The 26,217-nt window shown below is 72.9% G+C and carries 22 protein-coding genes; 7 read left to right on the top strand and 15 right to left on the bottom strand.

The window, feature by feature from the left end:
• Window positions 1–40: 40 nt before the first annotated feature.
• On the top strand, window positions 41–1,063 hold the full coding sequence (locus ACPA54_RS27770) for an endonuclease/exonuclease/phosphatase family protein (protein WP_423534123.1): 1,023 nt from the start codon (window positions 41–43) through the stop codon (window positions 1,061–1,063).
• Between the two features lie 79 nt (window positions 1,064–1,142).
• On the opposite strand, the gene ACPA54_RS27765 is transcribed toward ACPA54_RS27770, so the two are convergent.
• The 3 genes from ACPA54_RS27765 to ACPA54_RS27755 form a co-directional block, all read right to left on the bottom strand.
• Window positions 1,143–2,912, bottom strand: a complete 1,770-nt coding sequence (locus tag ACPA54_RS27765; protein ID WP_423534122.1) for an acyl-CoA dehydrogenase family protein — start codon at window positions 2,910–2,912, stop codon at window positions 1,143–1,145.
• A 68-nt stretch (window positions 2,913–2,980) separates the two neighbouring features.
• The gene (sigJ, locus tag ACPA54_RS27760) at window positions 2,981–3,964 is read right to left on the bottom strand and encodes an RNA polymerase sigma factor SigJ (protein ID WP_423534121.1); all 984 of its coding nucleotides are present in this window, start codon (window positions 3,962–3,964) and stop codon (window positions 2,981–2,983) included.
• Window positions 3,961–4,425 carry a carboxymuconolactone decarboxylase family protein gene (locus tag ACPA54_RS27755; protein WP_423534120.1) on the bottom strand — a complete coding sequence of 155 codons (465 nt, stop codon included), beginning with the start codon at window positions 4,423–4,425 and terminating at the stop codon, window positions 3,961–3,963. Before ACPA54_RS27755 ends, sigJ begins: the two co-directional genes overlap by 4 nt.
• A 252-nt stretch (window positions 4,426–4,677) precedes the next feature.
• On the opposite strand from ACPA54_RS27755, the gene ACPA54_RS27750 reads away from it, so the two are divergent.
• On the top strand, window positions 4,678–6,039 hold the full coding sequence (locus tag ACPA54_RS27750; protein ID WP_345679366.1) for a glutamine synthetase family protein: 1,362 nt from the start codon (window positions 4,678–4,680) through the stop codon (window positions 6,037–6,039).
• Window positions 6,040–6,160: 121 nt separating this feature from the next.
• Here the strand turns inward: ACPA54_RS27750 and ACPA54_RS27745 are convergent, their stop codons facing one another.
• On the bottom strand, window positions 6,161–6,772 hold the full coding sequence (locus tag ACPA54_RS27745; protein WP_423534119.1) for a TetR/AcrR family transcriptional regulator: 612 nt from the start codon (window positions 6,770–6,772) through the stop codon (window positions 6,161–6,163).
• 283 nt (window positions 6,773–7,055) lie between these two features.
• Between ACPA54_RS27745 and ACPA54_RS27740 the strand changes: the two genes are divergently transcribed.
• Window positions 7,056–10,109 carry a bifunctional [glutamine synthetase] adenylyltransferase/[glutamine synthetase]-adenylyl-L-tyrosine phosphorylase gene (locus ACPA54_RS27740; protein ID WP_423534118.1) on the top strand — a complete coding sequence of 1,018 codons (3,054 nt, stop codon included), beginning with the start codon at window positions 7,056–7,058 and terminating at the stop codon, window positions 10,107–10,109.
• Here ACPA54_RS27740 and ACPA54_RS27735 read toward each other — a convergent pair.
• Both ACPA54_RS27735 and ACPA54_RS27730 read right to left on the bottom strand, forming a co-directional pair.
• Complete coding sequence (locus ACPA54_RS27735) at window positions 10,070–10,957, bottom strand: phosphatase PAP2 family protein (RefSeq protein WP_423534117.1); 888 nt, start codon at window positions 10,955–10,957, stop codon at window positions 10,070–10,072. The genes ACPA54_RS27740 and ACPA54_RS27735 overlap by 40 nt on opposite strands.
• 161 nt (window positions 10,958–11,118) lie before the next feature.
• A complete protein-coding gene (locus ACPA54_RS27730) occupies window positions 11,119–12,042 on the bottom strand; it encodes an NADP-dependent oxidoreductase (protein WP_423534116.1) in 924 nt (307 codons plus the stop codon).
• Between the two features lie 222 nt (window positions 12,043–12,264).
• Here ACPA54_RS27730 and ACPA54_RS27725 point away from each other — a divergent pair, with 222 nt between their 5' ends.
• Window positions 12,265–13,140, top strand: a complete 876-nt coding sequence (locus ACPA54_RS27725; protein ID WP_423534115.1) for a helix-turn-helix transcriptional regulator — start codon at window positions 12,265–12,267, stop codon at window positions 13,138–13,140.
• A complete protein-coding gene (locus ACPA54_RS27720) occupies window positions 13,137–14,102 on the top strand; it encodes a pirin family protein (protein WP_423534114.1) in 966 nt (321 codons plus the stop codon). Before ACPA54_RS27725 ends, ACPA54_RS27720 begins: the two co-directional genes overlap by 4 nt.
• A gap of 115 nt (window positions 14,103–14,217) precedes the next feature.
• On the opposite strand, the gene glnA is transcribed toward ACPA54_RS27720, so the two are convergent.
• Window positions 14,218–15,633, bottom strand: a complete 1,416-nt coding sequence (gene glnA / locus ACPA54_RS27715) for a type I glutamate--ammonia ligase (RefSeq protein ID WP_423534113.1) — start codon at window positions 15,631–15,633, stop codon at window positions 14,218–14,220.
• Between the two features lie 245 nt (window positions 15,634–15,878).
• Here glnA and ACPA54_RS27710 point away from each other — a divergent pair, with 245 nt between their 5' ends.
• On the top strand, window positions 15,879–16,388 hold the full coding sequence (locus ACPA54_RS27710; RefSeq protein ID WP_423534112.1) for an RDD family protein: 510 nt from the start codon (window positions 15,879–15,881) through the stop codon (window positions 16,386–16,388).
• A 96-nt stretch (window positions 16,389–16,484) separates the two neighbouring features.
• Here ACPA54_RS27710 and ACPA54_RS27705 read toward each other — a convergent pair whose 3' ends face one another.
• The 5 genes from ACPA54_RS27705 to ACPA54_RS27685 all read right to left on the bottom strand — a co-directional run bounded on the left by ACPA54_RS27705 (window position 16,485) and on the right by ACPA54_RS27685 (window position 20,323).
• A complete protein-coding gene (locus tag ACPA54_RS27705) occupies window positions 16,485–17,171 on the bottom strand; it encodes a DUF4191 domain-containing protein (protein WP_423534111.1) in 687 nt (228 codons plus the stop codon).
• A gap of 71 nt (window positions 17,172–17,242) precedes the next feature.
• On the bottom strand, window positions 17,243–17,467 hold the full coding sequence (locus tag ACPA54_RS27700; RefSeq protein WP_345679390.1) for a hypothetical protein: 225 nt from the start codon (window positions 17,465–17,467) through the stop codon (window positions 17,243–17,245).
• 301 nt (window positions 17,468–17,768) lie between these two features.
• Entirely contained in the window at window positions 17,769–18,716 is a 948-nt protein-coding gene (lipA, locus tag ACPA54_RS27695; protein WP_345679376.1) for a lipoyl synthase, read from the bottom strand.
• A gap of 120 nt (window positions 18,717–18,836) precedes the next feature.
• Entirely contained in the window at window positions 18,837–19,622 is a 786-nt protein-coding gene (lipB, locus tag ACPA54_RS27690) for a lipoyl(octanoyl) transferase LipB (protein ID WP_423534110.1), read from the bottom strand.
• 65 nt (window positions 19,623–19,687) lie between these two features.
• Window positions 19,688–20,323 (bottom strand): hypothetical protein, encoded by a 636-nt coding sequence (locus ACPA54_RS27685; protein WP_423534109.1) that lies wholly within the window; start codon window positions 20,321–20,323, stop codon window positions 19,688–19,690.
• A 390-nt stretch (window positions 20,324–20,713) separates the two neighbouring features.
• On the opposite strand from ACPA54_RS27685, the gene ACPA54_RS27680 reads away from it, so the two are divergent.
• Window positions 20,714–22,087, top strand: coding sequence for an NsdA family TPR-like regulatory protein (locus ACPA54_RS27680; protein ID WP_345679379.1), 1,374 nt, complete (start codon window positions 20,714–20,716; stop codon window positions 22,085–22,087).
• 90 nt (window positions 22,088–22,177) lie between these two features.
• Here the strand turns inward: ACPA54_RS27680 and ACPA54_RS27675 are convergent, their stop codons facing one another.
• The 3 genes from ACPA54_RS27675 to sucB all read right to left on the bottom strand — a co-directional run.
• A complete protein-coding gene (locus tag ACPA54_RS27675; RefSeq protein ID WP_423534108.1) occupies window positions 22,178–23,482 on the bottom strand; it encodes an NAD(P)/FAD-dependent oxidoreductase in 1,305 nt (434 codons plus the stop codon).
• 257 nt (window positions 23,483–23,739) lie between these two features.
• Window positions 23,740–24,657, bottom strand: a complete 918-nt coding sequence (locus ACPA54_RS27670; protein ID WP_423534107.1) for a TIGR01777 family oxidoreductase — start codon at window positions 24,655–24,657, stop codon at window positions 23,740–23,742.
• 105 nt (window positions 24,658–24,762) lie between these two features.
• Window positions 24,763–26,217, bottom strand: a 1,455-nt coding sequence (gene sucB / locus ACPA54_RS27665; RefSeq protein WP_423534106.1) for a 2-oxoglutarate dehydrogenase, E2 component, dihydrolipoamide succinyltransferase, incomplete at its 5' end; no start/stop codon positions are given.

The following is a 26,217-nucleotide window of genomic DNA, read 5'->3' as shown; positions in this document are numbered from 1 at the left end:
GTGCCCCCGGCACGTGCTCGACCTTCCCCGGGAGACCGCCATGACTTGGCCCACCGCGACGGAGACCCGTGCCGAACCGGCCGCGCCGTCCGCCCGCCGCGGCCCCGCGTGGTGGCCCGGCTTCGGCCCGCTGATGCGCCGCCCGGCGTGGCGCCGCGGCCGGATCGCCGCGGGCTGCGCGGTGCTGCTCGCCCTGCTGATGGCCGGGCACGCCCTGGTGCCGAATACGCCCGGACACGTCGGGTCGCTGCTGGAAACGTTCCTGCCGTGGGTGGGGCTGCTCGTCCTGCCGCTGCTCGCCGCCGCCGCGGTACGCCGCTCGTGGACCGCGCTCGTGGCGACCGCGCTGCCGGTGGTCGTGTGGCTGGCGATGTTCGGCGGGACGGTGCTCCAGTCGGCCGGGAGCGGCCCGTACGACCTGCGCGTGGTCACCCACAACATCAACGCCGGGAACCCGGACCCGGCCGGCACCGCCCGCGCGCTGGCCGCCGAGAACGCCGACCTGGTGGCGCTGGAGGAGATTCCCGCCGGCCAGAGCGACCGCTACGGGGCCGTGCTCGACAAGAAGTACCCGTACCACGTGTCGGAAGGCACCGTGGCGCTGTGGAGCCGCTTCCCGCTGGCCGACGTCGCGCCGGTCGACCTGGGCATGGGCTGGACCCGCGCGCTGCGCGCCGAGGTCACGACGCCGAAGGGCCAAGCGGCCGTGTACGTCGCGCACCTCGCGTCGGTGCGGTTCGGCGGCAGCGGCTTCGCCGTCGGACAGCGCGACGACACGGTCCGCAAGCTCGCCGCCGCGGTCGACGCGGACACGGCCGAGTACGTCGTGCTCATGGGCGACCTCAACGGCCCCGTCGGCGACCGGGGTCTCGCGCCGCTGACCGACGGCCTCACCGACGCGCAGGACGCGGCGGGCGGCGGCTTCGGCTTCACCTGGCCGTCGTCCTTCCCGATGGCGGCTATCGACCACGTGATGGTGCGCGGCTTCGACCCGGTGAGCGCGAAGGTGCTGGCGAGGACGCCGAGCGACCACCGGCCGGTGCGGGCGGACCTGAAGTTCTGACCGCCGCGTCGCCAAGCCAAGCCAAGCCGTCGATCCGGCGAGCCGTCGATCCGGCGATCCGGCGATCCGTCGGGCCGGCTCAGCGGCCGCGCGGCAGCCCCAGCACCCGCTGGGCGACGATGTCGCGCTGGATCTGCTCGGTGCCGCCGTAGATGCCGGCCGCCCGCGACCACAGGTAGCCGGTCATCGCGTCGGGGCCGAGCACGTCCAGGCGCAGCCGCCCGACGAGCCGGTCGACGCGGGTGAGCAGCAGCTTGTCGAGGGAGCCCTCCGGCCCGGGGTCGGCGTCGGGGGAGCGGCCGCGGAGCCGGTCGCGGACCCGCAGGCGCAGGGCGTACAGCCAGCGTTCGGCGTGCCCGAGCCGTTCGGCGACGCGCGGATCGTCGGTGGCGGCCTGCGCGCGGGTCTCGGCGAGGGCCGCGGCCAGGCGCGAGGTCCAGCCGATGTCCGCCGGGCCGCGTTCGTAGCCGAGCAGGGCCATCGCGATGGCCCAGCCGTCGCCTTCCGCGCCCAGCAGGTCGGCCGCGGGCACCCGGACGTCGTCGAAGAACACCTGCGCGAACTCGCGGGTCTCGAACGCGGTGACGATCGGTTCGACGCGCACCCCCGGCGCGTCCATCGGCACCAGCAGGACGGACAGGCCGTGGTGCCGGCCGTCCGGCTCGCCGGTGCGGCACAGCAGCAGGCAGCGTTCGGCTTCGACCGCGCCGCTCGTCCAGATCTTCGTGCCGGTCACCCGGTAGGCGTCGCCGTCGCGGCGGGCCCGGGTGGACAGGGCGGCGAGGTCGGATCCGGCGTCGGGTTCGCTGAAGCCCTGGCACCACGCGACGGCGCCGGACAGCAGGTCGGCGAGGTGCGTGCCGCGTTGCGCGGGGGTGCCGAAACGGCGCAGCGCGTGGGCGAGATGGCCGATCGGCGGGACGGGCGGCATGCCGTGCGCGCCGAGTTCGTCGTTGACCACCGCTTCGTACGCCGCGGGCAGCCCCCGCCCGCCCGCTTCGGCCGGGAACGACACCCCGACGTAGCCGGCGGCGTGCAGCGTGCGATGCCACGCGACACGGTCGTCCGGATCGCCGGGCAGCCCTGCCGCGCGTATCCAGTCGACGAGGCCCGCGCGGAACGCGGCTTCGGGTGGGGTGTCGAGCGCACGCAGATCCGGCAGGGGGGCCGAAGCCGCCGGTGTGCCCGTAGCGGCGAGCCGGTGCGCCCGGCGCAGCCGCATGTGCGCGAGGTGCTCCCAGGTCATGCCGATGCCGCCGAGGATCTGAATCGCCGTCTCGCACACCGCGATTGCCGCCTCGGCGGACAGTGCGTGGGCGGCCGTCGCCACCGCGAGGGCGTCCGCGGGCGGGAGGTGGTCGACACCCCAGGCGGCGTGTGCGGCGATGGCGTCGGCGGCGGTCAGGTCGACCGCGGCGTCGGCGGCCAGGTGGGCGACGGCCTGGAAGGAGCCGACCGGGCGGCCGAACTGGCGGCGCACGCGGGCGTGTTCCAGCGCGTCGTCGAGAGCGCCGCGGGCGGTGCCGGCCAGGTCCGCGGCGGTGAGGGCGAGCGCGAAGGCCTCGGAGGAGCGGCCACTGGCACGTTCCGCCGCGATCTCGCCGTCGAGGTAGGGCGCCGGGACCATCGCGCGGGCGATCTCCCGGACGACAACGGCCACCTGCGCGGTATCCGCCTCGGGCGCGGTGCCGCTGCCCGGGCCGCGCATGGCCACCAGCCCGGCGCTGCGCAGCGCTTCGAGCGCGGGCGCGGGATCGGTGTCCAACTGGCGCGTTCCGGAAGGCCGGAAGGCCTTCGCGATACGTGCCGCGGTGTCGCGCAGGAGCCGGTCCTCGTCGTCGTCCGCCACGCGCGCACGCTAACAGCGCAATCTTTACAAAGAAAGAGTCCGGGCGGCTTGCGGTGGCGAGCCCGGTATCAGCGCGGCGCCCGGCCGTTGGGCCTGCCGTCGGTCGGGAACGCGGCCTCGCCGAGCGTGAAGACCGGGTCGTCCGAGGGGGTGCCGATGCCGCGGAGCTTGTCGGGGTTGGTGAGCCCCTGCACGCCGACGACGCCGTCGTCCGCGGTCTCGAAGGCCAGGAGGATCCGGCGGTAGCCGAAGTCCAGCAGCACCGCGGGCGCGCCGTTGACGTCGACCCGGTAGGCCTCGGTGCGGGCTTGCCGCCGCATGATGCCCAGCAGGAAGCGGACGACCTTCTCGGGGCCGAAGATCGGGTTGCGCGAGGCGGAGATCCGGCCGCCGCCGTCGTTCCACAGCACCACGTCGCGGGCCAGCAGCGCCTCCAGCCCGGCCCGGTCGCCGGTGGCCGCGGCGGCCACGAACCGGTCGACCAGGTCGAGGTGCTCGCGGCGGTCCACAGAGAACCGGGCGCGGTCCCCGCCGAGCCGCGCGGCGGCGCGGCGGTACAGCTGCCGGGCGTTGGCCGCGGAGATCGCCAGGGCGTCGGCGATGTCCTGGTACGGCAGCTCGAAGGCCTCGCGCAGCAGGTACACCGCGCGCTCCGGCGGCGACAGCTGCTCCATCAGCCGCAGTGCGGCCAGCGACAGGGTCGCCCGCTGCTCGGCGGTCTCCGCGGGGTCGAGGGCGAGCCGTCCGGTGGGGACGGGCTCGGGCACCCACGGGCCGACGTAGGTCTCCCGCCGCCTGCGTGCCGACCGCAGCTGGTCGAGGGCGAGCCGGGTGGTGGCGGTGACCAGCCAACCGCGCGGGTCCTCGATCGACGCCGGGTCGGAGCGCTGCCAGCGCAGCCAGGCGTCCTGCACGACGTCCTCGGCGTCGAACCAGCTGCCGAGCATCCGGTAGGCGAGGCCGAGCAGCACCCCGCGGTGCCGCTCGAAGGCCTCGTCCGCACCGGCGTGTCCCGGACCGCCGGGACGCGCCTCGGTCAGCGTGTCCGTCACACGGCCGCCGTCGCCCGCGGCGCGAGCGCCGGGGGCTGCAGGTGGGTGGTGACGCCGATCCGGTTCCACACGTTGATCGTACTGATCGCCAGGATCAGGTCGGCCAGCTCGCGGTCCGAGAAGGCGTCCTGCGCGGCCGCCCAGACGTCGTCGGACACACCGTTCTCGCCGAGCCGGGTGACGTCGTCGGTGAGCGCCAGTGCGGCGCGCTCGACCTCGGTGAAGAACGGCGACTCGCGCCACGCGCCGACCGCGAAGAGGCGGCGGACCTCCTCGCCCTCCTTGAGCGCGTCGGTGCTGTGCATATCCACGCAGAAGGTGCAGCCGTTCAGGAACGAGGCGCGCAGCTTGATCAGATGGAGGAGTCCGTGGTCGACGTTCGCGCGGACGTAGTTCTCCAGGCCGAGGACGGCCTGGTAGCCCTCGGGGGCGGTCTTGGCGAGGTTCAGGCGCTGGTTCACGAGGGGTGCCTTTCCTGGTGCGGGAGCGCCGCCGGGGGAGCGGGCGCGGTGACACACGAACGACGGGGCGGCGGCCTCCGGATGTGACAGCTTCGCCCGTTCGCAGATGTGATGCCAGTCACACGCGCATTTCCGCAGGTCAGGAGGGTGCCGTCGGCGGCCGGCGGGCTCCGGCGGCGCCGTTGTCCGGCTCGGGGACTTTGTTGGAGGGCCCGTAATGTGTTCGCAACCGGGACAGGCCAAGATGTACCCATGGATAAGCAGCAGGAGTTCGTGCTTCGCACTCTCGAGGAGCGCGACATTCGGTTCGTGCGCCTGTGGTTCACCGATGTGCTCGGCTTCCTGAAGTCGGTCGCCGTCGCTCCTGCCGAGCTGGAGCAGGCCTTCGCGGAGGGCATCGGCTTCGACGGCTCGGCGATCGAGGGCTTCGCGCGCGTGCACGAGTCCGACATGCTCGCCAAGCCGGATCCTGCGACCTTCCAGATACTGCCGTGGCGCGCCGAGGCGCCCGGTACCGCGCGCATGTTCTGCGACATCCTCATGCCCGACGGCTCGCCGTCCTTCGCCGACCCGCGGTACGTCCTCAAGCGCACTCTGGAGCGCGCCTCGGACCGGGGCTTCACGTTCTACACGCACCCCGAGATCGAGTTCTTCCTGTTCAAGGACAAGCCGCTGGACGGCACGCCGCCGACCCCGGTCGACCACAGCGGGTACTTCGACCACACGCCACAGACGGTCAGCCACGACTTCCGGCGGCAGGCCATCACCATGCTGGAGAACATGGGCATCTCGGTGGAGTTCAGCCACCACGAGGGCGCGCCCGGCCAGCAGGAGATCGACCTTCGCTACGCGGACGCGCTCAGCACGGCCGACAACATCATGACGTTCCGGCTGGTGGTCAAGGAGGTCGCGCTCGAGCAGGGCGTGCACGCCTCGTTCATGCCGAAGCCGTTCTCGCAGTACCCGGGCTCGGGCATGCACACCCACCTGTCGCTGTTCGAGGGCGACCGGAACGCCTTCTACGAGGCGGGCGCCGAGTACCAGCTGTCCAAGGTCGGCCGGTCGTTCATCGCGGGCCTGCTCAAGCACGCCGCGGAGATGGCGGCGATCACCAACCAGTGGGTGAACTCCTACAAGCGGCTGTGGGGCGCGTCGGCGCGGACCGCGGGGATGGGCGGCGAGGCGCCGTCGTACATCTGCTGGGGCCACAACAACCGGTCCGCGCTGGTGCGCGTGCCGATGTACAAGCCGACCAAGGGCCAGTCGACGCGCATCGAGGTGCGGTCGATCGACTCGGCGTGCAATCCGTACCTGGCGTTCGCGGTCCTGCTGGGCGCGGGCCTCAAGGGCGTCGAGGAAGGCTACGAGCTGCCGCCCGGCGCCGAGGACGACGTGTGGGCGCTGACCGACGCGGAGCGCCGTGCGCTCGGCATCGCGCCGCTGCCGCAGAACCTCGCCGAGGCGATCGCGCTGATGGAGCGCAGCGAGCTGCTGCCGGAGGTGCTCGGCGAGCACGTGTTCGAGTTCTTCCTGCGGAACAAGCGGCAGGAGTGGGAGGAGTACCGCCAGCAGGTCACGCCGTTCGAGCTGGCGAAGTACCTGCCGGTCCTCTAGCCCGAGACGCGGGCGGACACCGGTCCACGACCGGTGGGCCCACCGCACCGACGCAGCAGCGCGCCGGCCGACCCGAGGGGTTGGCCGGCGCGGCTGTTTCGTGCGCCCGGTGTCCGTGCCGTCACCGCAGCGGGCGCATCAGCTCCATGACGAAGCGCTTGAACGCGTCCGCTTCGTCGCCTTGCGGCAGCAGCTGCGGCGCGCCCCGGCGGACCAGGGCGATGCCGATCGCCATCATCCACGCGGCCAGCGCGTGCCGCCGGGCCTCCTCGGGCGCGAGCCCGAGTTCCTCGTTGATGCCCGCGCCCCATTCGAGGCGCTGGCGCGTGACGCGGTCCAGGAACGGGCCGACGACCGGGTGCTGGGAATTGACCAGCAGCGTCGTGGTGACGTCCGCGCCCTGCGGGCCCGTGAACGCGAATTCCGTGAGCCAGCGTCCGCGTTCGACCGGGTCGGTGATGCGGGCGGCGGCCTCCATCATCGCGTCGGTCTCCGTGCACCACAGCTCCAGCGCGGCGTGGATCAGCGCGTCGCGGTCTTTGAAGTGCCAATAGAAACTGCCCTTGGTGGTGCCGAGGCGTTCGGCGAGCGGTTCGACCGCGATCGCGCCGAGCCCGCCTTCACGCATCGCCTCCAGGGCGGCGCGCGCCCAGTCGTCGCGGGAGAGGGTGCGTCTGCCGGACCGAGCAGGGCCGTCGGTCCGGACATTGTCCGAGGGAACACCGTTGCGCATAGCACACACGCTAACGTAGGGTTACCTCCCGTACGGTGGCGTATGGAGAGTCGGCAAGACGGAGGATCCCCCGGGCCGTGGGACGGACGACCCGAAGGGACGGCTCGCCGTACACCATCGGGCGGGTGGCGTGTCACTGCCGGACATCGCGGTCGGGGGACTCGATGGCCGGCGACACGCCCGAGCCGTACGGCCGCCGGGGGCTTCCCTCCGGCGGCCGTACGTGCGCCCGGACGGCGGGTCGCCTGTTGGGCCGCGGCGGCTCCGCGGATACGCTCGCCTGGTGACCACTTGGGACCCGGGATCCGGGGGCGTCTCGACCGCACGCCTGGTCAGGCTGGGTTTCACCGACGCCGCGGCGGCCGCCCGCCGGCTCGAGGACCCCGCCCTCGCCGGAATACGCGAAGACCCGCTCCTCCTCGAAGCGCTGTCCGCGACCGCCGACCCCGACCTGGCCCTGCTCGGCCTCGTCCGGCTGGCCGAAGCCGCCGACGACCGCGCGGTGCTGCTGTCCACGCTGGCCTCCGCGAAACCGCTGCGCGACCGGCTCCTCGGTGTGCTCGGCGTCAGCGCCGCGCTCGGCGACCACCTCGCGCGCCACCCCGAGGACTGGCGCACCCTCGTCACCTACGACGTCCAGGACGCGCACCCCACTCCCGAGTACTTCCGGCGCACCCTCGCCGCCGCACTCGAGGACCGCGCGCACGGCGCGCCGACCGGCGAAGAGGCGCTCGACACGCTGCGCGTCGCGTACCGCCGCTGCCTGCTCTCCATCGCCGCCCGCGACGTCTGCGGCACCGCCGACGTCGCCCAGGTCGCGGCGGAACTCGCGGATCTGGCCGGCGCCACGCTCGACGCGGCCCTCGACATCTCCCGCCGCGATCACCCCGCCGACGCCGCGCAATGCCGCCTCGCCGTCATCGGCATGGGCAAATGCGGCGGCCGCGAGCTCAACTACGTCAGCGACGTCGACGTCGTCTTCGTCGCCGAAGCACCGCCCGGCGTCGACGAAGGCCCCGCCCTCGCCGCCGCCGGCCGCCTCGCCGCCGCCCTGATGCGGGCCTGCTCCGCGACCACCCGGGAAGGCAGCATCTGGCCGGTCGACGCCAACCTGCGCCCGGAAGGCCGCAACGGGCCGCTCGTCCGCACCCTCGCCAGCCATATGGCGTACTACGAGCGCTGGGCCAAGACCTGGGAGTTCCAAGCCCTCCTCAAGGCCCGCCCCGTGGCCGGCGACCTCGCCCTCGGCAAGCGCTACGCCGACAGCATCGCCCCGCTCGTGTGGACCGCCGCGCAACGCGACAACTTCGTGCCCGACGTCCAGGCCATGCGCCGCCGCGTCGTCGACTCCATCCCGCACGGCGAAGTCGAACGCGAACTCAAGCTCGGGCCCGGCGGCCTGCGCGACATCGAATTCGCCGTCCAGCTCCTCCAGCTCGTGCACGGCCGCGCCGACCCCTCGCTGCGCAGCGGCTCGACCCTCCACGCGCTCGGCGCGCTGTCCACGGAAGGCTACGTGGGCCGCGCCGACGGCGCCTCGCTCGACGAGGCGTACCGCTTCCTGCGCCTGCTCGAACACCGCATCCAGCTGTTCCGGCTGCGCCGCACCCACCTGCTGCCCACCGACCCCGCCGACCTGCGCCGCCTCGGCCGGTCGCTCGGGTACCGCAGCAACCCGGTCGGCGAACTCGAAGCCACCTGGCGGCGCACCCAGCACGAAGTGCGGCGCCTCCACGAGAAGCTCTTCTACCGGCCGCTCCTCGACGCCGTCGCCCGCCTCCAGCCCGGCGAGACCCGGCTGACCCCGACGGCCGCCGCGCAGCGCTTCGAAGCCCTCGGCTACGCCGACCCGGCCGGCGCGCTGCGCCACCTCGAAGCGCTGGCCTCGGGCGTCAGCCGCCGCGCCGCGATCCAGCGCACCCTGCTGCCGGTCATGCTCGGCTGGTTCGCCGACTCCGCCGACCCCGACGCGGGCCTGCTGGCGTTCCGCCAGGTGTCCGACGCGCTCGGCAACACCCACTGGTACCTGCGGCTGCTGCGCGACTCGGGCGCGGGCTCGGCGGGCGGCGCGGCCGCGGAGAACATGGCGCGCGTCCTCGCCTCCGGCCGACTCGCCCCCGACCTGCTGCTGCGCGCCCCCGAGGCGGTCGCGCTGCTCGGCGACCCGGACGGGCTGCGGCCGCGCTCACGCGCCGCGCTGGAAGCGGAGGTCCAGGCCGCGGTCGGGCGCGCGCCCAGCGCCGAGGTCGCCGTGCAGATCGCGCGGAGCGTCCGGCGCCGCGAACTCTTCCGGATCGTCGCGGCCGACGTGCTCGGCCACCTCGACGTGGACGCGGTCGGCCGCGCCCTGTCGGACGTCACCGCGGTCACGCTCAGCGGCGCCCTGCGCGCCGCCGCCGACGGCTACGCCCGCGACACCGGCACCGCCGTCGGCACCCGCCTCGCGGTCATCGCGATGGGCCGCTTCGGCGGCCACGAGCAGGGTTACGCGAGCGACGCCGACGTGCTGTTCGTCCACGAGCCCGTGGAAGGCGTCGACGAAACCGCCGCCGCCAAGCAGGCGCACGCCATCGTCAACGAGATGCGTCGCCTCCTCCAACTCCCCGCGACCGATCCGCCGCTGGTCGTCGACGCCGACCTCCGGCCGGAAGGCCGCCAAGGGCCGCTGGTGCGCACCCTCGCGTCGTACCGCGCCTACTACGAGCGCTGGTCGAAGCTGTGGGAGAGCCAGGCGCTGCTGCGCGCCGCGCCGGTCGCCGGGGACGCCGACCTCGGCGCACGCTTCCTCGAGATGATCGCGCCGCTGCGCTGGCCGGAGCACGGGCTCACCGACGCCGACGTCCGCGAGATCCGGCGCATGAAGGCCCGGATCGAAGCCGAACGCCTCCCGCGCGGCGCCGACCCGACCACCAACACCAAGCTGGGCCGCGGCGGCCTCGCCGACGTGGAATGGGTCGCCCAGCTCCTCCAGATGCAGCACGGCCACGCCATCCCGGAACTGCGGACCACCGGCACCCGCGACGCGCTCGCCGCGGCGGCCGAAGCCGGCGTGCTGGACGCGCAGGACGCCAAGGTCCTCGACGAGGCCTGGCTGGAAGCCACCCGGGTGCGCAACGCGGTGATGGTCGTGCGCGGCCGCCCGTCCGACACGTTCCCCTCGGACGTGCGGGAACTCGCCGGAGTCGGACGCCTGCTCGGCTACCGCGGCACGGGCGACGGCGCGGTCGGCGCGGGCACCGTCATCGAGGACTACCGGCGCATCACCCGGCACGCCCGCGCCGTGGTCGACCGGGTGTTCTACGGCGAGGTCGACGAGGCGCCGGCCGGTTCGCGCTGACCGCCGGGCGGTTCGTCGAGTTTCTCGCGCGACCGCGGATCATCCGGCGGGTAGCGTGGGAACTTGTACGCGGAGCGCCCGTTGACCAGGCACTGGATGCCGAACCCGGCGGCCAGCGTGATCCACCCGCCGACGGCGTCGAGCAGGAAGTGGTTGCCGGTCGCCATGATGACGACCAGCGTGAACAGCGGGTAGATGAGCCCGAGCACCCGCACCCACATCGGCCTCGCGAACTTCCAGATCGCGAGCGCGCACCACGTCGACCAGCCGATGTGCATCGACGGCATCGCGGCGTACTGGTTGGACACGCTCTTCATGTCACCGGACGCGAGCGAGCCCCATGTGTGGTGCACCAGCACCGTGTCGATGAAGTCGCCGCCGGGCAGCAGGCGCGGCGGAGCCAGCGCGTAGAAGAAGTAGCCGAACAGCGCCAGTCCGGTCGTGAGGAACAGGACGGTGCGAACTGCCCGATATCGCCCGGGATGCCAGTGGAACAACCACACGAGCACGCCGATGGTCACGATGAAGTGCAGCGTGGCGTAGTAGTAGTTCATGCAGACGATCAGCCAGGTCACGCTGTTGACCGCGTGGTTGATCGAGTGCTCGACGTCGATGTGCAGCCACTTCTCGAAGTCGAGAAGGTCCCACGCCCGTTGGATCGCCAGCGACTCGCGATTCGGCACCGCGTTGCGAATGAGGGAGTAGACCCAGTAGCTGAGGGCGACCAGCGCCAGTTCGACGACGAAGCGCGGGCGGCGCGGTGTGCGCATATACGTACGGAGCTGCGCCGCACGCGATTTCGGGGACGGCGTGGGCAGCGGACGCTCCTGGGTCGGTGTTTCCCCCATAGAGTCCAAGTCTGCCAGAGAGGGCGCCTGCCCTCCTCACCCGCAGGGAGGGTTCCGCCCGCGGCGTGTACCTCCGGGAGATGAGCCCGGGCGGGGGAAGCGGCAGGCCGGGGACCCGCATGCGTGCTGCGGGCCCCCGTGCGCGGTACTGCCGGAGGCGGTCAGGCCGCCGTCAGAACGAGCTTGCCGCGGACGTGTCCCGTCTCGCTCGCCCGGTGTGCGGCGGCCGCGTCGGCGAGCGGGTAGACGCCCGCGAGCGGCACCGTCAGGCGTCCCTCGGCGTGCAGCTCCGCGGCGCGCTCCAGCGCCTGCCGCAGGTAGTCCTCGCCGTCGTGCCCGCTGGAGAACCGGACGCCGTGCGCCCCCGCGTCCACCGGGTCGACGATGCTCACCACGCGCGCCGGGTCGCCGGTCAGTGCGACCGAGACGCCGACCACGCCGCCGCCGACCAGGTCCACCGCGGCGTCCACGCCGGACGGCGCCAGGGCCCGGACCCGGTCGGCAAGGCCCGCGCCGTACACGACCGGCTCGGCGCCCAGCCCGCGCACGTAGGCGTGGTTGGCGTCGCTCGCGGTGCCGATGACGCGGATGCCCTCGGCCCGCGCGAACTGGAGGGCGAGGGTGCCCACGCCGCCCGCGGCGGCGTGCACCAGCACGGTGTCGCCCGCCTGCGCCTTGACCTCGGCGAGCGCACGGAACGCGGCGTCCGCGGCGGTCGGCAGCGCGCCGGCGAGGTCCCACGGGAGGGTGTCGGGCTTGCGGGCCAGGCGGTCGGCGCCGGCCAGGGCGTACTCCGCGTACGTGGCGGTGCCCATGCCGAACACCGGGTCGCCGACGGCCCACTCGGTCACGTCGGCGCCGACCGCGTCGACGACGCCCGCGACGTCCTGGCCGGGCACGTGCGGCAGCTCCACGGGGAACACCGCGGCGAGCAGGCCCGCGCGGATCTTCCAGTCGAGCGGGTTGACCCCCACGGCACGCACCCGGATGCGGACCTGGCGCGGGCCGGGCTGGGGGAGCGGGGCGTCGGCGACGGCGAGGACGTCGGCGGGACCGTGGGCGGCGAAACGGACGACGGCGGGCATGGGATCTCCTTGGGGGTGCGGTGACTGAACCACACCGTTCAGTATTGAGAAATGACTGAACCGTGTAGTTAAATCATCGGGACGGGGCGGGCTCGCCCCGTCCGCTTCGCTGTCGGGAACACCACGACCGTGCCAGCCCTTGACCCGGTGGGGGAGAGGACCGCGCTGGCTAGGATCGCGGGTCCCTGGTTACCGCCTCCGGGAGGGCGCACCATCATGGGCATGGACATGGACCGCCGCGAGCTGGCCGACTTTCTGCGCCGCTCCCGCGAACGCCTCCGCCCCGCCGACGTGGGGCTCCCGGAAGGCAGCCGCCGCCGCACCCCCGGGCTGCGCCGCGAAGAAGTCACCGCGCTCGCCGGTATGTCCCCGGACTACTACATGCGCCTCGAACAGGCCCGCAGCCCGCAGCCGTCCACCCAGATGCTCGGCGCGCTCGCCCGCGCGCTGCGGCTCAACGACGACGAGCGCGACCACCTCTACCTGCTCGCCGGGCACCGCCCGCCCGCCGGACGGCACGCGGGCGAGACCATCAGCCCGGCGCTGCGGCACCTCCTCGACCGCATCGAGGACACGCCCGCGCAGATCCTCAGCGACCTCGGCGACCTGCTCGCCCAGAACACCCTCGCGCGGGAGCTGTTCGGCGGCGTCTGCACGGTCTCCGAGCACGGCCGCAACGTCGTGTGGCGGTGGTTCACCGACCCCGCGGTCCGGGCCGCCTACCCGGCCGACGACCACGAGCACCAGGCCCGGATCCAGGTCGCCGACCTGCGCGCTGCCGTGGCCCGCAGGTCCTACGACCCGGCCAGTACCCGGCTGGTCGCCCGGCTGCGCGCGGCCAGCCCGGAGTTCGCCGTGCTGTGGGACCGGCACGAGGTCGGGGTGCGGCGCAGCAGCCGCATGCGCGTCCTGCACCCCGTCGTCGGACTCGTCGACCTCGGGCTCGAACGCCTGCTCACGCCGAGCGAGGACCAGCAGCTGCTGATCTTCACGCCGCCGCCGGGTTCGCCGTACGCGGCGCAGCTCGAACTGCTCCGCGTGGTCGGCGGCGAGACGTTCGCCGCGGCACCGACCGTCGAGGTTACGGTTGCGCCATGAGCGACCTCGACACCCATCCCGCCGTCCGGGTCTGCGGCGGCCGCGACGGCGTCTCCGCGGAGCCCGTCCACGAACTGATCGCCGGCCGCGAGGTGAGCCTGGGCACCGGGCACCCCGTCCGGCGCGTCCTGCCCACCCTCGGCCGTCGCATGGTCGGCGCCTGGTGCTTCGCCGACCAGTACGGCCCCGACGACGTCGCAGGCCAGGAAGGCATGCAAGTCGCGCCGCACCCGCACATGGGCCTCCAGACCGTGTCGTGGCTGCGTCAGGGCGAAGTCCTGCACCGCGACAGCGTCGGCAGCCTGGCCCACGTCCTGCCCGGCCACCTCGGCCTGATGACGTCCGGCCACGGCATCGCCCACTCCGAGGAGTCCCCGGACCCGCACCCGACGTTCCTGCACGGCGTCCAACTGTGGGTCGCGCTGCCGGACGCGCACCGCAACACGGCGCCCGCCTGGGAGCACCACACCGAACTGCCGACGTTCTCCGCGGCCGGGCTCGACGGCACGGTCATCATGGGCGAGTTCGACGGCGCCTCGTCGCCGGGCACCGCCTACACGCCGCTGGCCGGCGCCGACCTGACCCTCGCCGCGGGCGCCGACGTCCGCATCCCGCTGAACCGCGACTTCGAGTACGCCGCCATCGCCAACGAACCCGGCGCGGTCGTCGACGGCGTCGCCCTCCCGGTCGGCTCGCTCCTCTACCTCGGCAGCGGACGCACCGACCTCCGCCTGCACGCCGACGCGGCCGCCAACGTGGTCCTCATCGGCGGCGAGCCGTTCGACGAAGAGATCGTCATGTGGTGGAACTTCGTCGGCCGCACCCACGACGAGATCGCGGAGGCCCGCCGGCAGTGGCAGGCCGACGAACGCTTCGGCACCGTCCACGGCTACCACGCCCCCCGCCTGGACGCCCCGTCCCTCCCGGCGACGCCGCTGAAGCCCCGGGGCCGGGCGCGCTGACGCGTCCCGCCTCTGGCGACCGCACCCGGCAGGTCCGGAACGCCGAAAGCCCCCGCCAGAGCGCGTCATGGCGGGGGCTTTCGAGTGCGGCGGGCTCAGCGGGTGAGCGGGCCGATCAGAGGTCGAAGTACATCTCGAACTCGTGCGGGTGCGGGCGCAGGCGGATCGGGTCGACCTCGTTGGTGCGCTTGTAGTCGACCCAGGTCTCGATGAGGTCCTGGGTGAACACGCCGCCCTCGAGGAGGTACTCGTGGTCGGCCTCGAGCGCGTTCAGCACCTCGGGGAGCGAGCCCGGGACCTGCGGAACGGCCGAGTGCTCCTCGGGCGCCAGCTCGTACAGGTCCTTGTCGACCGGCTCCAGCGGCTCGATCTTGTTCTTGATGCCGTCCAGGCCCGCCATCAGCATCGCGGAGAAGGCCAGGTACGGGTTCGACGACGGGTCCGGCACGCGGAACTCGATGCGCTTGGCCTTCGGGTTCGAACCCGTGATCGGGATGCGGATGCACGCCGAGCGGTTGCGCTGCGAGTAGACCAGGTTGACCGGCGCCTCGAAGCCCGGGACCAGGCGGTGGTACGAGTTGATCGTCGGGTTCGTGAAGGCGAGCAGCGACGGGGCGTGCTTCAGCAGACCGCCGATGTAGTAGCGCGCCATGTCCGACAGGCCCGCGTAGCCGACCTCGTCGTAGAACAGCGGCGCGCCGTCCTTCCACAGCGACTGGTGGCAGTGCATGCCCGAGCCGTTGTCGCCGAAGATCGGCTTCGGCATGAAGGTCGCGGTCTTGCCGTTGCGCCACGCGACGTTCTTCACGATGTACTTGAAGAGCATCAGGTCGTCGGCCGCACCCAGCAGGGTGTTGAACTTGTAGTTGATCTCGGCCTGGCCGGCGGTGCCGACCTCGTGGTGCTGGCGCTCGACCTCGAGGCCCGCGGCGGCCAGCTCGAGGGAGATCTCGGCGCGCAGGTCGGCGAAGTGGTCGACCGGCGGGGCCGGGAAGTAGCCGCCCTTGTAGCGGACCTTGTAACCGCGGTTGCCGCCCTGCTCGACGCGGCCGGTGTTCCAGGCGCCCGCGACCGAGTCGATGTGGTAGTACGACTCGTGCTGGTTCGTCTCGAAACGCACGTCGTCGAACACGTAGAACTCGGCCTCGGGGCCGAAGAACGCGGTGTCCGCGAGGCCGGTGCCGGCCAGGTAGCGCTCGGCCTTCTTCGCGACGTTGCGCGGGTCGCGGCTGTACTCCTCATCCGTGAGCGGGTCGTGGATGAAGAAGTTGATGTTGAGCGTCTTGTCCTTGCGGAACGGGTCCATCCGCGCCGTCGACAGGTCCGGGCGCAGGGCCATGTCGGACTCGTGGATCGCCTGGAAGCCACGGATCGAAGAGCCGTCGAACGCGAGCGTCTCCGCCGGCTCGAAGATCTCGGCCGGGATCGTGAAGTGCTGCATGACGCCAGGCAGGTCGCAGAACCGGACATCGACGAACTTCACGTCGTTGTCGGTGATGTACCGCGACACCTCGTCGGCGTTGTTGAACATCCATGCCTCCTCGACCCGGCTCCGGGCTCGGGTAGCTTCTCGTTCTCGGGGGCGGCCCTTCTCCCCGCTGGCCACTGGTCCCGAAGGTAGGACGAGGCGGTTTCCCGCCGGTGTCCCGAATGTTTCACACAAGTTACGCGGTCGCCCAATCGGGCCACTACGGTTGCCACCGGACGGATCTTGCCGCATCCTGCACGTTTGCCCCGGTGGGGATGTAGCCCACGTCACTCATCTACCTTGGTGGGGTGGACAGGAAACGACGCGGGACCGCCGCACCCCAGCCCGCTCCCCAGAGCGGGGCGAAGCCCGCCCGGCCGCGCCCGGCGAGCACCCCCGCCCCCGAGCCCGACGACTTCGGGTACAGCGGCAAGCGACTGGGCCTTCCGGAGGACGGCCCCGGTTCGCTCGCCTCCACCGGCCGCCGCCTCGGCGCCCTGGCGATCGACTGGGGGCTCTCCTATGTGATCGCCCTCGCGTTCCTCGGCCACGGGCAGCTCAACGCGACCGGCACCAGCTTCGGCACGCTCGCCGTGTTCGCCGCGGAGAACCTGCTGCTGGTCAGCACCCTCGGCTACACCGTCGGCAAGCGCATCACGGGCCTCCGCGTGGTCTCCGTCACCCGCCCGTACCTGACCCCGCTCGCCGTCGTGCTGCGCACGCTGCTGCTCTGCATGGTCTTCCCGGCGGCGATATGGGACCGCGACGGCCGCGGCCTGCACGACAAGGCGGTCGGCACCGCGGTGATCCGGGCCTGACCGCACGTAGCACGAAGAACGGCGGTGGCGCCGCGGCCCGCAGGGGCCGTACGCCACCGCCGTTGCGTGGGTGGGGTGAATCTCGGAAGGACCGGGTCAGCGGCGCGGACCGCGCGGCATGCGCGCGTTCTTCGGCATCGGGCCCTTCGGCACCGGCATGTTGTCGAGCAGCCCGCCGAGCGCCCGCAGCCGGTCGTTGACCGTGCCGACCTGGGCCTTCGACATGGTGCGCGGCAGCTTCATCATGTGGCCTTGGAGCTTGCGCAGCGGCACCTGGCCCTCGTCGTCGCCGACGATGATGTCGGTCACCACGACGCCTTCGGCGACGCGCGACATCTTGCGCTTCTCGGCCGCCAGCAGGTTCGCCACCCGGCTCGGCTGGCCCTCGCCCACCAGCACGATCCCGGCCTGGCCGACGGCCCGGTGCACGACGTCCTGGTTGCGGGTGACGGCCACCGTCGGCGTCACGGCCCAGCCGCGGCGCAGGGACTGCAGCACCGCCGCCGCGGCACCCGGAGTGCCTTCCATCTGCCCCAGCACCGCCTTCTCGGCGCGCCGCCCGAAGACGAACGCCGCCGCGACGATGCCGAAGAGGAAGCCGAGGATGCCGAGGATGATGGGGTGGTCGATCAGGAAGCCGATCGCCAGGAACACCCCGAGGACGCCCAGGCCCCACGCCGCCACGACCAGTCCGACCTTCGAGTCGGACTTCCTTGTCATCTGGTAGGCGAGCCGGATCTGCTGAAGCCGGCCGCTCTTCTCCGATGATTCCTTGCTCGCCATGCGCACAGGATACCCAGGCGCGTCCCGGGTTCGGCGAGGGCGGGGCCGCCTGAATACGGCGGCCCCGGAGGTCAGACCCGGACGGTGCTCACGCGGGGCGCGGGCGCCTCGTTCGCGAGCCGTTCCAACAGGTCCGTCGCCTCGGCGCGGGCGCGGGCCCGGCGGCGGTCGTCGCACACCGCATCCCACGCGTTGCGCCGCGCGGTGCGCTGGCCGCCCTGGAACAAGAACAACGATTCGACGGTACGCAGCACCGCCCCCACGGTGGCCTTCCGGGCCGACGCCCCCCGCTCGATCGCATCCCGCACCGCGGCGGCGTTGCCGCGGGCGATCCGGCCGAACGGAACGTCTCCGACCTTGCCGACCTGCATGGCTGCTGTCCCCCTGTCACCGGCCCGGGAACCGGGTCCGGATAGGTGTGTGAAGGCGTCTGGCGCGGTGCGTTCCACCCTCGCCACCCTGTGTTACCAGGGCATGACCTAAGGGTCAAACCATCGTGAACAACTGAAACGCGCCTTTTGCGGATTCGGTCGTTCGGCTCACGAAGACCAGCCGGATGCCGCCGCGCGAAATCCGCGCACGCCCCTCGCGCGCGCCTCAGGCGTGCGCCGTCGCGCCGGTTTCGCGCCGGTCCAGCGCCTGGCGGTACAGCCGCCCCGCGCGGTACGACGAGCGGACCAGCGGTCCGGACATGACCCCGGCGAAGCCGATGTCCTCGGCCTCCTCCTTGAGCCCGACGAACTCCTCCGGCTTGACCCACCGCTCCACCGGGTGGTGGCGCACCGTCGGCCGCAGGTACTGGGTGATCGTCAGCAGCTCGCAGCCCGCGTCGAACAGGTCCTGCATCGCCTGGCTGATCTCGTCCCGCTCCTCGCCCATGCCGAGGATCAGGTTGGACTTGGTGACCAGGCCGGCCTCCCGCGCCGCGGTGATGACCTGCAGCGAGCGCTCGTACCGGAAGCCGGGGCGGATCCGCTTGAAGATCCGCGGCACGGTCTCGATGTTGTGCGCGAGCACCTCGGGGCGTGACGAGAAGACCTCGGCGAGCTGGTCGGGCTGCGCGGTGAAGTCCGGGATCAGCAGCTCGACGCCGGTGCCCGGGTTCAGCGTGTGGATCTGGCGGGTGGTCTCGGCGTACAGCCACGCCCCGCCGTCCGGCAAGTCGTCGCGGGCGACGCCGGTGACCGTCGCGTACTTCAGGCCCATCGCCTGGACCGACTCGGCGACCCGGCGCGGCTCGTCGCGGTCCAGCTCGGCCGGCTTGCCGGTGTCGATCTGGCAGAAGTCGCAGCGCCGCGTGCACTGGTCGCCGCCGATGAGGAACGTCGCCTCGCGGTCTTCCCAGCACTCGTAGATGTTCGGGCAGCCGGCTTCCTCGCACACCGTGTGCAGGCCTTCGCGGCGCACCAAGCCCTTCAGCTCGGTGTACTCCGGGCCCATCTTCGCGCGGGTCTTGATCCAGGACGGCTTGCGCTCGATGGGGGTCTCGGCGTTGCGGACTTCGAGGCGAAGCATCTTGCGGCCGTCGGGTGCGACAGCGGACACACGAACTCCCTTGTACGGAGTGGTAGCCGGTTCGGCTCGGCGCGGGCGGTGCCTCCAGGGTACGCCCCGGGTTTCGGCCGTCCGGAACCGGCAACGTGCCGGGTCGACCGGAGATTCCCTTCAGACGCCCAAGGGCGCGAAGACCTCGGCCATGTGCCGCTGCACGACCGGCAGCACCTCGGCGACCGGCACCGGGCGGCCCAGCTCCTCGCTGAGCGACGAGACGCCCGCGTCGCGGATGCCGCACGGGATGATGCGGTCGTACCACGTCATGTCGGGGTCGCAGTTGAGGGCGAAGCCGTGCATGGTCACCTTGCGGGAGACCCGGACACCGATCGCCGCGAGCTTGCGGTCGTCGCCGCGCTGGCCGGCGTTGGACGGCGCGTACTCGGGCCCGGCGAGCCGCGGGTCGAACTCCGGGTGGGCCCGCGGGTCCGGCGCCGCGATCCGGGCGTCGAGCCGCAGCTTCAGACCGCCGGACGGAGCCGGGGCGGGCACCGGGTCGCCCAGCACCCATACGCCGCTGCGGCCTTCGATCCGGGTGGTCTCCAGGCCGAATTCGGCGCAGGCGCGGATGAGGGCTTCTTCGAGGCGGCGCACATGCGCGACCACGTCGACCGGCTCGGTCAGCCGCACGATCGGGTAGCCGACCAGCTGGCCGGGGCCGTGCCAGGTGATCTTGCCGCCGCGGTCGACGTCGACGACGGGAGTGCCGTCGACCGGACGCTCGGCGTCCTCGGTGCGACGCCCGGCGGTGTAGACGGGAGGGTGTTCGAGGAGGAGACACGTGTCCGGCAGTTCACCGGCGACGACGGCGGCGTGCACGCGCCGCTGCTCGTCCCACGCGTCCTGGTAGGGAACGGCCTGGTCGCCGATGCCGGCGTGAACGAAGTGCAAGTCAGCCACGGGACAAGGGTACGGCGGGGCGGAAACAGGGCTGGGGGAGGGGCTTGACGGGTTCGTCGGGGGACCTACCAGCCGGAGGCGTCGTCGATGGAGACGTCGCTGGCGGTGCCGTTGATCTCGATCCTCATCGTCGAGGGCGGCGTGTCGCCGCGGAAGCGCATCGTGAACAGCAGACGGAAGCTGCTTCCGCCGGCCACCGGGCCGGTGCCCGCCGCGCCGGTGTCCGAGCCGCGTGCGTCGGGCGGGCCGCTGATCAGCTGGGCATCGCTCATCCGTCGGCCGCTCAGGCGGACCGTCCACGTGCCCAAGGGCACGTTGTTGGGATTCGACACGGTGACGGTCACCGCCACGAAGCCGTTGTCGCGGGCAAATGCACTGCTTGAGGCCGCGTACGGTTTCGGTGGCGCCGTCGTGACCGGCGGTGCCGAAGTCGGCGGTTTTGCCGTCGTCGACGGAGGCTTGGTCGTCGGGGCTTTGGTCGTCGGCTTGGCCGACGAACTCGCCGCGGCCGTCGCGGTCGTCGACGGACTGGCCGCGTCGGTGGCGGGCACCTGGGTCGGCTCCGGCTGCGACACCGTCACGCTCGGCACGTTGAGGCCGATCGGGGTCTTGTCCTTGCCCGAGTCCCCGCCGCGGAACAGCCACACTCCGGAGGTCGCCAGCAAGCACACCACGGCGGCGATGACGAGCGGCAGCGCCACCCCTTGGGTGGTTCCGTCCCCACGCCCGCGCCGGCCGCTCGTGCCGCCGTCCGCCGCCCGGTCACCGTGCCGGCCCACGCCGCAACCCCCGCCCGAAATAACGTCGACTGAACGTGACTGGATGATGACTTGATATGGCTTTCGGAATGCCCCCCGGCGGGCCACAGCCTAGACGGCGGAACCGCGTGCCGCGCATGTTGCCGGACGGCGCCGTATGGCACAACAGCGCAGGTACCGAGGGCACCAGCGCACTGGGTGGCGCGAATTGGGCGCGCAAGACCGGAGCCATCACCTGAAAGGGTCGTTCTCGCCGAAATGGCGATTCCTGCTTGTTCTTGGTCGCTAAATTCTCGCGCGATCCCATCCCCTCTGCGGGAGGCGTACTAGCGAATGACGACCAGGGCCGAACGGCGTCCCAACCACCGGCTGGCTTCCCTGGTGGAAGAAGCCGGTTTCTCGCACGCCGGCCTCGCCCGCCGGGTCGACCAGCTCGGTGCCGAGCAAGGTCTCGACCTGCGGTACGACAAAACCTCCGTGGCGCGTTGGCTGCGCGGCCAGCACCCACGGGGCATCGTGCCGATACTGCTGGCGGAAGTGTTCACCCAACGGCTTTCCCGGAAACTGAGTGCCGAGGACCTCGGCATGGCGGGGTGCCGTCCCGACTATGCGGGACTGGAGTACGCAACCGGTCCCGCCGAAGCCGTCGACATCGTCTCCGGCATGTGGCAGGCCGATTCCGCGCATCGGCCCGCCCTTGTGGAAGCCGCTTTCACCCCGGGCGCGTTGGTCGTGCCGAGCCGTGACTGGCTCATCGGCGCGGGCGACGAGCAACCGGCCCGGGCCGAAGGAGGCCGCGTCAGCCTCGGCGACGTGTCCGCGGTGAGAGCCGTCGGCGAAGCGTTCCGGCGGCTCGACAACACCTACGGCGGCGGCCACGCGCGGCAGGCACTCGTGCGCTATCTCGACACCGAGGTGGCGACGATGCTGCGCGGTTCGTACGCCGGCGAAGTCGGGTGCGAACTCTTCGGCGCGGCAGCGCTGTTGACCCGGCTTGTCGGCTGGATGGCGTACGACATCGGCATCCACGGCATGGCCCAGCGGTACTTCGTGCAGGCGCTGCGGCTCGCCCAAGCCTCGGGCGACCGGGAGTTGGGTGCCTACGTGCTGGCCACCATGAGCCGCCAGGCGATTTACCTCGGGCACGGCCGCGAGGCGGTGCAACTCGCCCGGGTCGCGCAGCAGGGCACCACGGCCGCGGCCTCGCCGCGGGTGCGGTTCATGCTGCACGCGGTCGAGGCGCGCGGCCACGGGCTGCTCGCCGACAGCCGGTCCTGCATGGCGTCGCTGGTGCGCGCCGAGCAGGCGTTCGGGCAGGCCGGACCGCCGGGCGAAGACCCGGAATGGGTCCGGCACATGGACGAGGCCCAGCTGCACGACGAGCACGCGCACTGCTTCCGGGACCTGGAAGACCACCGCAGAGCCAAGGAGTTCGCCGAGCGGTCGTTGAAGCTCCGGGAGGAGGAGTACGCGCGCAGCCGGCTGTTCTGCGGCACGGTGCTGGCCACCGCGCTGCTCGGGCTGGGCGAACTCGACCAGGCGTGCGAGGTGTCGGCGGCCGCCACCGAGCAGGCGGGCGGTCTGCGGTCGGCCCGCGCGGTCGACTACGTCCGGGAGTTCTCGCTGCGGCTGTCGCCGTACCGGGACTCGCCGGCGGTCCGCGACTTCACCGAACGCACGCGGGAGTTCCTGCGTCCGGCGCGGTGACCGGACAGGTCCGGCGACCGGCATTCCGGTGACCGGACGGGGGAGCGGCAGGCGTGCCGCTCCCCGCCCACAGGCCGGGTCGCGAGCCGGTCAGGCCGCGGGGGCCTTGCCGCCCGGGCGCGCGCCCTCCGCGAACGCGGTCAGCGCGCCCAGGTCGGCGAGTGCGGAGCGGGCCGCGCGGCGGCCGGACGCCAGTGCGCCTTGCAACGAACTGGAGTCGCGGTGGTCGCCGCACACATAGAGTCCGGCGAGCACGCGCACCGGGCGCCGGAAGTTGTGGCCCGGCTCCACGATCGGCACCGCGGCCGGGAGGTGGCGGGTCGTCAGGTGCGTCCAGTCCCGGCCGGTCCCGCCGTAGACCGCGGACAGGCGTTCCCGCACCACGAGTTCGAGCTTGGCAGGCTCGGTGCCGTCGTGCCCCAGCACCGTCGAGCACACCAGAGCGCGCCGGTCGGGGGAGTACGTCGGGGCGATCTCGCTGATCACCGCCGTGTGGCTGAGCGGGCCTGGATCGTCGCCGTCCACGATCAGCACCGGCTCCGTCGTCGGCGCCTCCGGGACGACGTGCCACAGCGTGGTCAGCCGGTGGAACGCCGGGCGCCGCAAGCCCGGGAGCAGCTCGACGGCGGTGGCCGGGTCGGTCGCCAGGATCACCGCGCGGGCCCGGATCTCGCCGGCCACGTCGGTCGCCACACGGTCGGTGGCGATCGCGGTGACGCGCACCCCGTAGCGCACCGTGCCGGCCGGCAGCGCCGCGGCGAGCTGCTCCGGGACGGCGCCCATGCCGAGCGCCGGGACCGTGGAACGGCCGCGCAGATACGAGCGCAGCTCCAGGTCGGCGAAACGCCGCGACGAGGCCAGCTCCGGGTCGTGCAGGAGCGCCGTGAGCAGCGGCCGCAAGGCCCGTGGCCACCCGGCCTCCGCGGCGGGCCCGTCCGCCGCGGCGAGGATCCGCGCCACCGGCATCGCCGACGCGCGTCCGAGCGCGGCGGCGACCCGGGCGCGGTCCGCGGTGGCCGGAAGTCCGCCGCTCCGCAGCGCCCCGAGCGCGCCGCGGACCCGGCGGATGTCTCCGATGCGCCGTCCGCCCGTGTGCCACACGCCGTCGAGCGCGGCCCCGCCGCCCGGCACCCGGACGCCGGGCGCGAACGCCCGCAGGTCCAGTCGGGCCAGGTCGATCCGGGCCGCGACCTGCGGATATGCCGTCGCCAGGGTCTGCAAGCCGTTGTCGATGCGGAAGCCGTCGACCACATCGGTCCGTACGCGGCCCCCCGGCCGGTCGCCGGCTTCCAGCACCACCACGTCGACCCCGGCCTCGGCCAGCCGTTGGGCCGCGCTGAGTCCGGCGATCCCTGCCCCTACGACGATCACATCGCTGTGGTGTGCCTCGGCCACGGTTTCCCCTCCCGTTGCCCGGAGCGCGGCGCGGGCGGCCGCGCGGTCGCCCTGGACTCATACCCAACGCAACCGCCGGAAAGCGCGCAGTATCCGCCGAGCGCGCCGAAACGGTCAGGAATTGGCAAACGGCAAACGGAAGTTGATCGTCCGTCCCGGTGAACTCCGGTATTGCGGCGGGAAAATGTGCGGAATCGATCACCGCGATCGGCGCGCGGCGCGGATTCCGCGCCGCGCGATCAGGACGACGAGGACGATCAGGACGACGAGGACGACGAGGGCGACGGGCCCAAGGCCGCGGTGAGCGCGAGGTCGAACGTCGGATGCGCGAACGTGAAGCCCGCGTCGGTCAGCACATGCGGCACGGCGCGCTGCCCGGTGAGCACGTCGTCGGCGAACTCGCCCAAGGCCGCCTGGAGCGCGAACCCCGGTACCGGGAACACCGCCGGACGGTGCAGCGCCCGCCCCATCGCCTTGGTGGCCTCGGCGTTCGTCAGCGGCTGCGGGGCGGTGAGGTTGACCGGGCCGCGCACGTCGTCCGCGGTCAGCAGGAACCGGATCGCGGAGACCTCGTCGGCCAGTGACACGAAACTCCAGTACTGGCGCCCCGAACCGAGCCGTCCGCCGAGGCCCAGCCGGAAGATCCGGAACAGCGGCCCGAACGCCCCGCCTTTGGCCGTCACCACCAGCCCGGTGCGCAGATGCGCCACCCGCACCCCGGCTTTCACCGCGGGCCGCGCGGCGGCCTCCCAGTCGACCGACAAGTCGGCCAGGAACCCGGAGCCGGGCGGCTCGGACTCGTCGACCACGCGGTCACCGGTGTCGCCGTAGATGCCGACCGCGGAGCCGGCCAGGAACACTTTCGGGGGCTCGTCCATCGCCGCCATCGCGCGGGCGAGCGTCGACGTCCCGAGGATCCGCGAATCGCGGAGTTCGCGCTTGTAGGCGGCCGTCCACCGGCGGTCGCCCACCCCCGCACCCGCGAGGTTCACCACCGCGTCGGTGCCCGTCAGGGCGGCGGCGTCGACCATGCCGCCCTTGGGGTCCCAGCGGGCCTCGTCCGCGGCTTGTGGGGCATGGCGGACCAGCCGCACGACCTCGTGGCCATCGGCGAGGAGGGCGCGGACGAGCGGGGCACCGATGAGCCCCGACGAACCGGCGACGGCGATACGCATGCCGTCATCGTGCCATCCCCGGGCACCGAAGGCGGGTAAGCCGCGAGGGCGGCCCCGGCACGTGGCCGGGACCGCCCTCGCGGGTGATGCGCACTCAGCTCCGGGTCACAGACCCAGGTCGCCCTCGAACGCGCCTTCTTCCAGGCGGGCCTTGAGCGTGGTCAGGAATCGTGCGGCGTCCGCGCCGTCGACGATGCGGTGGTCGTACGACAGGGCCAGGTAGACCATGTCGCGGATCGCGATCGTCTCGCCCAGTTCGGCCGACTGCATCACGACCGGGCGGCGCACCGTCGCCCCGACACCCAGCATGCCGACCTGCGGCTGGTTGAGGATCGGCGTGTCGAACAGGGCGCCGCGCGAGCCGGTGTTGGTGACCGTGAAGGTCCCGCCCGCCAGCTCGTCCGGCTTGACCTGCCCGGCGCGGGTGCGCGCCGCCAGATCGGCGGTCTTCTTGGCGATGCCGGCGATGTTCAGGTCGCCCGCGTCGTGGATGACCGGCACCATCAGGCCGCGCTCGGTGTCCACGGCGACGCCGATGTTCTCCACCGCGTGGTAGGTGATCGTGTCGTCGTCGTTGACGCGCGCGTTGAGCACCGGGTGGCCCTTGAGGGCCTCGGCGGCCGCCTTGACGAAGAACGGCATCGGCGAGAGCTTCACGCCCTCGCGCGCCAGGAAGTCGTTCTTCGCCTTGGTGCGCAGCCGCATGATGTTGGTGACGTCCACCTCGACCACGGTGGTCAGCTGCGCCGACACCTGCAGCGAGTCGACCATGTGCTTGGCGATCGCCTTGCGGATGCGCGTCATCGGCACCGTCTGGCCGCGCAGCGGCGACGCCTCGACGGTCGTGGCCGGCTTGGCGGCCGCGGCCGGGGCGGCGGCGGGTGCCGGAGCCGGGGCCTGGGTGCGCGCGGCGTCGAGCACGTCCTGCTTGCGGATGCGCCCGCCGATGCCGGTGCCGGACACGGTGGACAGGTCCACGTTGTGCTCGGCGGCCAGCTTGCGCACCAGCGGCGTGACGTACGCGGCTTCGCCCTCGGCCTCGGCGGCGGCCGGCGCGGGAGCCTGCGCGGCCGGCGCGGGCGCCGGGGGAGCGGCCGGAGCCGGAGCCGGGGCGGGTGCCTGCGCGGCGGGCGCCGGAGCGGGCGCGGGGGTCGGAGCAGGAGCCGGGGCCGGGGCGGGTGCCTGCGCGGCGGGCGCCGGAGCCGGAGCTGCCGGCGCGGCAGCCGGGGCAGCGGCCGGAGCCGCACCCGGCGCACCGATCACCGCGAGCTGGGCGCCGACCTCGACGGTCTCGTCCTCGGCCACGTTGACGGCCAGCAGTACGCCGCCGACCGGCGCGGGGATCTCGGTGTCGACCTTGTCCGTCGACACCTCGAGCAGCGGCTCGTCGGCGGCGACGGTGTCGCCGACCTGCTTGAGCCAGCGGGTGATGGTGCCTTCCTGGACGCTCTCGCCGAGCGCGGGCAGCAGCACCGGGGTGCCGGCGGCCTCGCCCGCGGGCGCCGCGGGAGCGGCCGGCGCGGCGGGAGCGGCCTGCTGGGCCGGCGCGGGCGCCGGGGC

Origin of the sequence: Uniformispora flossi, from assembly GCF_049534875.1 — a bacterium.
In the GTDB taxonomy this organism is placed as follows: domain Bacteria; phylum Actinomycetota; class Actinomycetes; order Streptomycetales; family Streptomycetaceae; genus Yinghuangia; species Yinghuangia aomiensis.
The sequence above is the reverse complement of the archived record's forward strand: the minus strand, read 5'-3'. Positions and strand labels throughout refer to the sequence as shown.